The 9,268-nt window shown below is 70.5% G+C and carries 7 protein-coding genes and 1 pseudogene; 7 read left to right on the top strand and 1 reads right to left on the bottom strand.

The window, feature by feature from the left end; genetic code table 11:
- From QM611_RS08950 to araA, 7 genes and pseudogenes are all read left to right on the top strand, one after another.
- Positions 1 to 448, top strand: a pseudogene (locus tag QM611_RS08950) (sugar ABC transporter substrate-binding protein); the annotation flags it as partial.
- A gap of 52 nt (positions 449 to 500) precedes the next feature.
- On the top strand, positions 501 to 1,415 hold the full coding sequence (locus QM611_RS08945) for a carbohydrate ABC transporter permease (RefSeq protein WP_415079564.1): 915 nt from the start codon (positions 501 to 503) through the stop codon (positions 1,413 to 1,415).
- Positions 1,412 to 2,302, top strand: a complete 891-nt coding sequence (locus tag QM611_RS08940; RefSeq protein ID WP_415079563.1) for a carbohydrate ABC transporter permease — start codon at positions 1,412 to 1,414, stop codon at positions 2,300 to 2,302. The genes QM611_RS08945 and QM611_RS08940 overlap by 4 nt, the downstream gene beginning before the upstream one ends.
- A complete protein-coding gene (locus QM611_RS08935) occupies positions 2,299 to 4,269 on the top strand; it encodes a beta-galactosidase (protein WP_415079562.1) in 1,971 nt (656 codons plus the stop codon). Before QM611_RS08940 ends, QM611_RS08935 begins: the two co-directional genes overlap by 4 nt.
- A 25-nt stretch (positions 4,270 to 4,294) precedes the next feature.
- Complete coding sequence (locus QM611_RS08930; RefSeq protein ID WP_415079561.1) at positions 4,295 to 4,993, top strand: L-ribulose-5-phosphate 4-epimerase; 699 nt, start codon at positions 4,295 to 4,297, stop codon at positions 4,991 to 4,993.
- Positions 4,990 to 6,579, top strand: coding sequence for a xylulokinase (locus QM611_RS08925; RefSeq protein ID WP_415079560.1), 1,590 nt, complete (start codon positions 4,990 to 4,992; stop codon positions 6,577 to 6,579). Before QM611_RS08930 ends, QM611_RS08925 begins: the two co-directional genes overlap by 4 nt.
- A 37-nt stretch (positions 6,580 to 6,616) precedes the next feature.
- Entirely contained in the window at positions 6,617 to 8,119 is a 1,503-nt protein-coding gene (araA, locus tag QM611_RS08920; RefSeq protein WP_415079559.1) for an L-arabinose isomerase, read from the top strand.
- A gap of 21 nt (positions 8,120 to 8,140) precedes the next feature.
- Here the strand turns inward: araA and QM611_RS08915 are convergent.
- On the bottom strand, positions 8,141 to 9,268 hold a 1,128-nt coding region (locus QM611_RS08915; RefSeq protein ID WP_415079558.1), incomplete at its 5' end, for an ABC transporter ATP-binding protein.

Genomic DNA, 9,268 nt, shown 5'->3' with positions numbered 1-9,268 from the left:
GGCCGGAAAGATCCCGCAGTGGGAGGCGGGAGAGGATGTCTCGGGCAACTGGGGCGGATCGACGGATGCCGTCATGGTCACCAGCGAGAACAAGATCGCGGCATACGAGCTCGCGAAGTTCCTCAACACCGACGCCGAGTCGACGCTCATGCTCGCCAACGAGCAGTTCCTGTTCCCCACGACGACGGCGACCTTGCAGTCCGAGGACTTCCTCAGCCAGGAGAACGAGTTCTACGGCGGGCAGAAGGTGAACGAGTTCTTCGCCGGCGTGTCCGACACCGTCCAGCCCGACTTCCAGTGGCTGCCGTTCATGGACTTCGTCTACTCGAGCTACAACGAGACGCTGGGCACCGCGATCGCCGACAAGGGCGACATGCTGGCCGCGCTCACAGAGTGGCAGAACCAAGTGAAGACCTACGCCACGCAACAGGGCTTCACGGTCGAGTGAGGCACGTGGGGCGCCGGGCTCTGAGCTCGGCGCCCCACGCGAAAGGACAATGATGTCAACACAAGCAACCCCGGTCCGCCGCCGCTCGAGCACCGGCCGACCGCAGACGATCGCCGCGTGGGTTCTCGTCACCCCGTTCCTCGTGGTGTTCGCCACGCTTTTCCTGGTGCCGCTGGCGTACTCCGCCTACCTCAGCACCTTCACGTCGCAATTGGCCGGCGGCGAGGTGTTCGACCTCTTCGCCAACTACTCGCGCGCCCTCTCCGACCCCAGCTTCTGGTCCGGACTCGGTCGCGTGGCCATCTTCCTGTTCGTCCAGGTGCCGATCATGCTGGTCGCGTCGCTGTTCTTCGCGCTCGCGCTGGACAGCGGCAGGGTGCGCGGAGGCAAGGTCGTCCGACTCCTGATCTTCCTGCCGTACGCGGTTCCCGGCGTGGTCGCGGCCCTCATGTGGGGCTACATCTACGGCCAGGACTTCGGGCTGATCGCCCAAGTGCTCCAAGCGCTGGGCGCTCCCGCGCCCAACCTGCTCGCGCCCGACGCCGTGCTTGGCTCCATCATGAACATCGTCTGCTGGGAGTTCGTCGGCTACAACATGATCATCATGTACGCAGCCTTGCGGACGATTCCAACCGAGTTGTTCGAGGCGGCCGAGATCGACGGCGCGAGCCAGCTGCGCATCGCGTGGAGCATCAAGATCCCCGCGATCCGCCAGGCGCTGATCTTGACCGTGATCTTCTCGATCATCGGCTCGTTCCAGCTGTTCAACGAGCCCAGCCTGCTGTACGCGATCGCCCCCAACGCGATCGGCACCGACTTCACGCCCAACCTGTACGCGTACAACGTCGCGTTCAAGAACCAGGACGTCAACTACTCCGCGGCGATCGCCTTCCTCCTCGGCATTGTGATCGTGGCCATATCGGTCGTCGTGCAGACGATCGTCAACCGAAAGGAGCGCGAGCAATGAGCGCCCTCACCACCTCGCGCCGGCGTCGGCTGGTCCCGCCGAACGAGCGCCGCAACACGCTTCTCACGATCTTCGTGTGGATCGCGGTGCTGTACTTCCTGGTCCCGCTGGTGTGGCTGTTCATGGCCAGCACGAAGAACAACTCCGACCTGTTCACGACCTTCGGGCTGTGGTTCGGCACCGCGTTCGAGCTGTTCGGCAACATCGGCCAGGTCTTCACGTTCCAGGGCGGTGTCTTCACCAGCTGGCTGGGCAACACCATCCTCTACGCCGTGGTCAGCGCCATCGGCGCGGCGGCGCTGGCGACGGCAGCGGGGTACGCGCTGGCGAAGTACCGGTTCGCGGGCCGCGACGCGGTGTTCTGGCTCATCATCGGCTCGATCATGGTGCCGATGACGGCCCTCGCCATCCCGACGTACCTGCTGTTCTCGGCCATGAACTTGACCGACAACATGCTGGGCATCATCCTTCCGTCGCTGGTGAGCCCGTTCGGCGTCTACCTCATGCGCGTGTACGCGGCCGACTCGGTCGACGACTCGCTCATGGAGGCGGCGCGCATCGACGGCGCCGGGGAGTTCCGCATCTTCTTCACGATCGGCATCCGACTGCTCGTGCCGGGACTCGTGACGGTGCTGCTGTTCCAGCTCGTCGCGACGTGGAACAACTACTTCCTGCCGCTGATCATGCTCAACACGCCCGAGCTGTTCCCGGTGACCGTGGGACTTGCCAACTGGCAAGCGGCGGCCAGCGGCGGCGGCGGCGGCCAAGTGCTGTTCTCGACCGTGCTCACCGGAGCGCTCGTGTCGATCGTGCCGCTGATCGTCGCGTTCGTCTTCCTGCAGCGCTACTGGCAGTCGGGCCTGGCAGCGGGGAGCGTGAAGGGGTGACGCGGACGCAGCGCGTGCCCCTGGACCGCATGTGGTACGGCGGGGACTACAACCCCGAGCAGTGGCCCCGCGAGGTGTGGGACGAAGACATTCGCCTCATGCAGCGCGCGGCGGTCACCGTCGCCACTGTGGCCGTGTTCAGCTGGGCGAAGCTGGAGCCCGAGGACGGGTGTTTCGAGTTCGGTTGGCTCGACGAGGTGTTCGAGCGGCTGCACGCCGCCGGAATCCGCGTCGACCTGGCCACGGCGACCGCGTCGCCGCCGTCCTGGCTTGTGCGCGCGCATCCCGAGATGCTGCCGGTCACCGCGTCGGGCACCCGGCTCGAGTTCGGCAGCCGCCAGCACTACCACCCGAACTCGGCCGTGTACCGCAGGCACGCGCTGCGCCTCGTACGCGCTCTCGCCGAGCGCTACGGCAGCCATCCGGCGTTGGAGGCGTGGCACATCAACAACGAGCTCGCCTGCCACGTGACGCACGACTACTCCCCCGAGAGCGCCGCGGCGTTCCGGGCATGGCTGCGCGACCGGCACGGCGACATCGAGACGCTGAACGCGTCGTGGGGCACAGCCTTCTGGTCGCAGGAGTACAGCGACTTCGACCAGATCGAGCCGCCGCGCGACACCCCCTCCTTCAAGAACCCCGGCCAGCAGCTCGACTTCGACCGGTTCATGTCCGACGCGTGGAGGGAATGCCTGCGCGCGGAGGCCGAGCTGCTGCGCGAGCTCACCCCCGACGTGCCGATCACGACCAACTTCATGGGCTTCTTCAAGGGCGGCGACTACTGGTCGTGGGCGGACGAGCTGGACTTCATCTCCGACGACGAGTACCCCGACCCGGCCGACCCGATCGCGCCGGCGTACGCCGCGATGACGCGAGACCTCATGCGCTCGCTGTCCGGCGGCGCACCGTGGATCCTGATGGAGCAGGCGCCGTCGGCGGTGAACTGGCGGCCCCGCAACGCGGCGAAGGCGGCGGGATGGCACCGCCTGCTCTCGCTGCAGTCGATCGCCCGAGGGGCGGACGGCATCATGCAGTTCCAGTGGCGGCAGTCGAGGATCGGCGCGGAGAAGTTCCACTCCGGGATGCTGCCGCATGCCGGAGAGGACACGCGCGTGTTCCGCGAGACCGTGTCGCTCGGCGCCGAGCTGGCCGGCCTGCGGGCTCTCGTCGGCACGCGGTGCCCCGCCGCTCGCGTGGCGATCCTGTTCGACTGGACGTCGTGGTGGGCTCTGGAGCAGGAGTCCACCCCGGCCTCCCTGTCGTACCTGCACATCGTGTTCCGCTGGTACCACGAGCTGTGGCGGCGCGGCGTGCTCGTCGAGTTCGCCAAGCCCGGCCAAGCGCTCAACGACTATGACGTCGTCATCGCCGCCGGCGCGGTCGCGCTGTCGGCGGAGGCTCGAACCGAGCTCGCCCGCGTCGTCACACGCGGCGGACAGCTCGTCGTGGGCTATCAGACGGCCGTGCTCGATGACTCGCTGGGAGTGCTGCTCGGCGGCTACCTCGGCGAGCTGCAGTCCGTGCTCGGGGTGCACGTGGAGGAGTTCATGCCGCCGGCCGAGCCGTCCCTGAGCGGCGGCGCGGTGCCGAGCCTGGAGATCTCCGGGCTCGGCGCGGGCGCCGCCAGCGAGTGGGGCGAGGTCGTGCGGGTGCACGACGCAGAGGTGCTCGCGTCCTTCGTCGGCGGGGACCTCGCGGGCTGCCCCGCCATCACCCGCCGCACGGACGCCGCGGGAGGGGCGGGATGGTACGTCGCCACCGCCCCGAGCGCCCTCGGGGAGATCGCGAGCGCGGTGCTCGAGGCGGCCGGCATCGAGCACACGCTGCTGCCCGACCAGGTGGAGGTCGTCGAGCGCGGCGACCACCGGTTCATCCTCAACCACTCGAACGTCCCCGTGACCGTGGGCGAGATCGAAGTCGCGCCCCGTGACGTGCTGATCGACTCCGTCCTCAGAGTCGCCGTCTAGGCCCGCGATGCGAGGACAAGAGCGCATGAGCGCCGACCTGGATGCCGCCGTCGCCGCCGTGCGGGCGGACGTCGCCGCCTTGCACGGCGAGCTCGTGCGATACGGGCTGGTGGTGTGGACCGGAGGGAACGTTTCGGGTCGCGTGCCCGGAGCGGACCTGTTCGTGATCAAGCCGTCGGGCGTCTCGTATGACGACCTCGCGCCGGAGAACATGATCCTGTGTGACCTCGACGGCACCGTCGTGCCGGGAACACCGGGCTCCGAGCGCTCCCCGTCCAGCGACACCGCGGCGCACGCGTACGTGTACCGCCACATGCCCGACGTCGGCGGCGTCGTGCACACGCACTCCACGTACGCGGTGGCCTGGGCCGCGCGCGGCGAGGAGATTCCGTGCGTGGTCACGGCGATGGCCGACGAGTTCGGCGGGCCGGTGCCGGTCGGCCCGTTCGCGATCATCGGCGACGACTCGATCGGTCGGGGCATCGTCGAGACGTTGCGGGGCCATCGCTCCCGCGCCGTGCTGATGCGCAGCCACGGGCCGTTCACGATCGGGGTGAGCGCGCGGGACGCCGTGAAGGCGGCGGTGATGGTCGAGGATGTCGCGCGCGCCGTGCACCACGCCCAGCAGGCGGGGCCGCTCGTTCCGCTCCCGCAGGAGGCGATCGACCAGCTCTACCACCGCTACCAGAACGTGTACGGGCAGAGCGGGGACGACCGGCGATGACCGGGGAGACGGATGCCGCGACGGTGGGCGACGGTGCAGCGGTGCTCGGAATCGAGCTCGGCTCCACCCGCATCAAGGCATGCCTGGTCGACGGACGCGATCCCGCGACGGTGCTCGCGGTGGGCTCGCACGCGTGGGAGAACGAATACGCCGACGGGCTGTGGACGTACTCGCTGGACGCGGTGTGGGCGGGGCTGCAAGCGGCCTACGCCGACCTCGCCGCCGACGCGGAGCGCCGGCACGGCGTGCGGCCGTCGTCGCTGCGGGCGATCGGCGTGTCGGCGATGATGCACGGCTACCTCGCCTTCGACGCCGACGGCGAGCTGCTCGTGCCCTTCCGCACGTGGCGGAACACCCACACGGGCGCGGCGGCAGCCGAGCTCAGTGCGCTGTTCGATGTGAACATCCCCTTGCGCTGGTCGATCGCCCACCTGCACCAGGCCGTGCTGGACGGCGAGGCCCACGTGCCGCGCGTGCGCCTGCTCACCACGCTCGCAGGCTACGTGCACGGGCGCCTCACCGGCCGCGCCGTCCTCGGCGTGGGCGACGCGTCGGGGATGTTCCCGATCGACACGCAGGCGGGCGATTTCGACGAGCGGATGCTGCGCGCCTACGACGACCACGCCGCGGGGCGCGTTCCGACGCCCCTGCGCGATCTGCTGCCCGAAGTGCTGCGAGCCGGGCAGCCGGCGGGCGAGCTCACGCCCGAAGGGGCCGCGCTGTTGGACCCCTCGGGCGCGCTGCGGCCGGGTGCGCCGTGCTGCCCGCCCGAGGGCGACGCGGGCACCGGCATGGTCGCGACGAACTCGATCGCCCCGCGGACCGGAAACGTGAGCGCGGGCACGAGCGTGTTCGCGATGGTCGTGCTGGAGCGGCCGCTGCGCGGCGTGCACCACGAGCTCGACGTCGTCGCGACGCCGTCGGGCGACGCCGTCGCGATGGTGCACTGCAACAACGGCGCGAGCGAGCTGGCGGCGTGGGCGGGCCTGTTCGAGCGCTTCGCCGCCGCATCCGGCGCGCCCCTTCCTCCGGACGCCGTCTTCGAGACGCTGCTGCGCGAAGCGCTGGCCGGAGACGCCGACGCGGGCGGGCTCGTCGCCTACAACCACCTCGCCGGCGAGCCTGTCGCCGGGCTCGACGCGGGGCGCCCGCTGTTCGTGCGGACGCCCGACAGCAGCCTGACGCTCGCCAACGCGATGCGCGCGCATCTGTACGGGGTCTTCGGCACGCTCGCGCTCGGGATGCGCGTGCTCGACGACGAGAGCGTCGAGCTGGACCGCATGTTCGCCCACGGAGGGCTGTTCCGCACGGCCGGGGTCGCTCAGCGATTCCTCGCCGGCGCGCTCGGCGCACCTGTCGCCGTCGGCGAGACCGCGTCCGAGGGCGGCGCGTGGGGCATCGCGGTGCTGGCCGCCTACCTCGGCTCCGAGCTCGAGCTGGCCGCCTACCTCGACAGCGTCGTCTTCGCCGACGCGTCGGTCTCGGTTGCCGACCCCGAACCCGGCGACATCGCCGGGTTCGCGGTGTACCTCGACCGCTACCAGCGAGGGCTGGCCATCGAAGCCGCCGCCGTGGCATCCCTGTGACTTTCTCGACCACCCGCACTCCCAGGAAAGAGACCGCATGACTCTCCGCACTTCGTTCGACGGCCACACGGTCTGGTTCGTCACCGGCAGCCAGACGCTGTACGGCGAGGAGACACTGCGGCAGGTCGCCGAGCAGTCCCGCCAGGTGGCGGCCGGCTTGGCGGGCCTGCCCGTCCGGGTGGAGTGGAAGCCGGTGCTCAAAGACACCGACAACATCCGCCGCCTCGCGCTGGAGGCCAACAGCGACGACAGCGTGATCGGCGTGATCGCGTGGATGCACACGTTCAGCCCGGCCAAGATGTGGATCGCCGGGCTCGACGCGCTGCGCAAGCCGCTGCTGCACCTGCACACGCAGGCCAACGTCGAGCTGCCGTGGGAGACGATCGACTTCGACTTCATGAACCTCAACCAGGCCGCGCACGGCGACCGCGAGTTCGGGTACATCCAGACCCGCCTGGGTGTGGCCCGCAAGACGGTGGTCGGCCACGTCTCCCACCCCGCCGTGCTCAGCCAGGTCGAGAGCTGGCAGCGGGCAGCGGCCGGCTGGGCCGCCGCCCGGCAGCTCAAGCTCGCGCGGTTCGGCGACAACATGCGCCAGGTCGCGGTCACCGAGGGCGACAAGACCGAGGCTGAGCTGCGCTTCGGCGTGCAGGTCAACACGTGGGGAGTGAACCAGCTCGCCGATGCCGTGTCCTGCGCGACCGCCGCAGAGATCGACACGCTCGTCGACGAGTACGAGGACCGGTACGACGTCGCGCCCGAGCTGCGGCGCGGCGGCGACCGCCACCAGTCGCTGCGCGACGGCGCCGCCATCGAGGCGGGGCTGCGCTCGTTCCTGCACTCCGGCGGCTTCGGCGCGTTCACCACGAACTTCGAGGACCTCGGCTCGCTCACCCAGCTTCCCGGGCTCGCCGTGCAGCGGCTCATGGCCGACGGGTACGGGTTCGGCGCGGAGGGCGACTGGAAGACCGCCATCCTGGTCCGCGTCGCCAACGTCATGGGCGCCGGCCTGCCCGGCGGCGCGAGCCTCATGGAGGACTACACGTACGATCTCGTCCCCGGAGACGAGAAGATCCTCGGCGCCCACATGCTCGAAGTCTCCCCCTCGCTGACCACCGCCAAGCCCCGGCTCGAGATACACCCCCTCGGCATCGGCGGCAAGGCCGACCCCGTGCGCCTCGTGTTCACCGCCGACCCGGGGCCGGCCCTCGTCGTCTCCCTCGCCGACATGCGCGACCGGTTCCGCCTCGTCGCCAATGTCGTCGACAACGTCGCCGCTCCCGACCTGCCCAAGCTGCCCGTCGGCCGGGCTGTCTGGAAGCCCCAGCCCGACTTCGCCACCAGCGCCGCGTGCTGGCTCGCCGCCGGCGGCGCCCATCACACCGTCATGACCACCGCCGTCGGCATCGAGGTCTTCCGCGACTTCGCCGAGATCGCGCACACCGAGCTGCTCGTCATCGACGAGGCCACCACCGTGCGCGACTTCCACAGCCACCTGCGCTGGAACCAGGCCTACTACCGGCTCGCGCAAGGGTTCTGAGCGACTCCTCGGCGCGCCCCGCTACTGGTCGGCCGGCCGCAGCCGCCATCCAGTCGCGGCGTCCTGCTGCCGCCAGAACTGCGCGAACCGCCCGTTCGCCGCCAGCAGCTGGTCGATCTCACCGTCGTCGACGACGCGGCCATCCTCCAAAAACACCACGCGGTCCGCCGCGCGAATGCTCGAGAGGCGATGGGCGACGATGACGCGCGTGCGCGGGACGGGGTCGTCCGAGAGCGCCGCGGCCACTGCCGTCTCGTTCTCGGTGTCCAACGCGCTCGTCGCCTCGTCGACCAGGAGCACGGGCGCCGGCTTGAGCAGCGCGCGGGCGATCGACGCGCGCTGGCGCTCTCCGCCGGACAGCGCGGCGCCCGCCTCGCCGACTCGCGTGTTCCAGCCGTCCGCCAGCCGCCGCACGACGGCGTCCACGCGCGCGAGCGCCGCGGCTCGCTCCACGGCGTCGTCGCTGGCCGCGGGGTCGCCGACCAGGACGTTCTCGCGCACCGTTCCGTCGAACAGGTACGGCTGCTGGAAGACGACGCTGACCAGGTCGCGCCGCGAGTGGGCGGACAGCTCGGCGACGTCAACGCCGTCGACCACGACCTGCCCGCGGGTGGGATGCGCCAGCCCGGCGAGCAGCGCGAGCACGGTGCTCTTGCCCGAGCCGGACGGGCCGACGATCGCGGTGGTCGTCCCCGGCTCGAACGTCAGGTCGAGGCCGTCGAGCACCATCGGCTGCCCGTCGCCGTACGCGAACGAGGCGCCCCGCAGCTCGATCCGTGGCGGGCCGCTCCGCTCGGCCTTGGCCGGCCCGACGGGGTCGGCGGGAGCGTCGAGCACGGCGCGCATGCGACGCAGCGCCCCGGTGGTCGTCTCGATGCCCGGAGACAGCTCGGCCAGCACGGTGAACGGCTCCACGTAGCGCGCGATGACGACGATCAGCGCGATGGCCTCCGGCGCGGTGAGCGCGCCCTGGACGGCGAGGACGACGGTCGCTCCGGCGAGGACAAGCAGGGCGAGCTGGCTGGCCAGCCCAAACACGAGCTGGCCGGGGACCTGCATGAGCAGCAGCCGCACCGTGGCGCCGTGCTGCGCCGCCAGGGCAGCGCCGGCGTGGCTGCGCGCCGGCTCGACGCGGCGGGCGGCCCGCAG

The sequence above is a fragment of the Microbacterium sp. genome (assembly GCF_047606685.1).
Classification (GTDB): domain Bacteria; phylum Actinomycetota; class Actinomycetes; order Actinomycetales; family Microbacteriaceae; genus Microbacterium.
The sequence above is the reverse complement of the archived record's forward strand: the minus strand, read 5'-3'. Positions and strand labels throughout refer to the sequence as shown.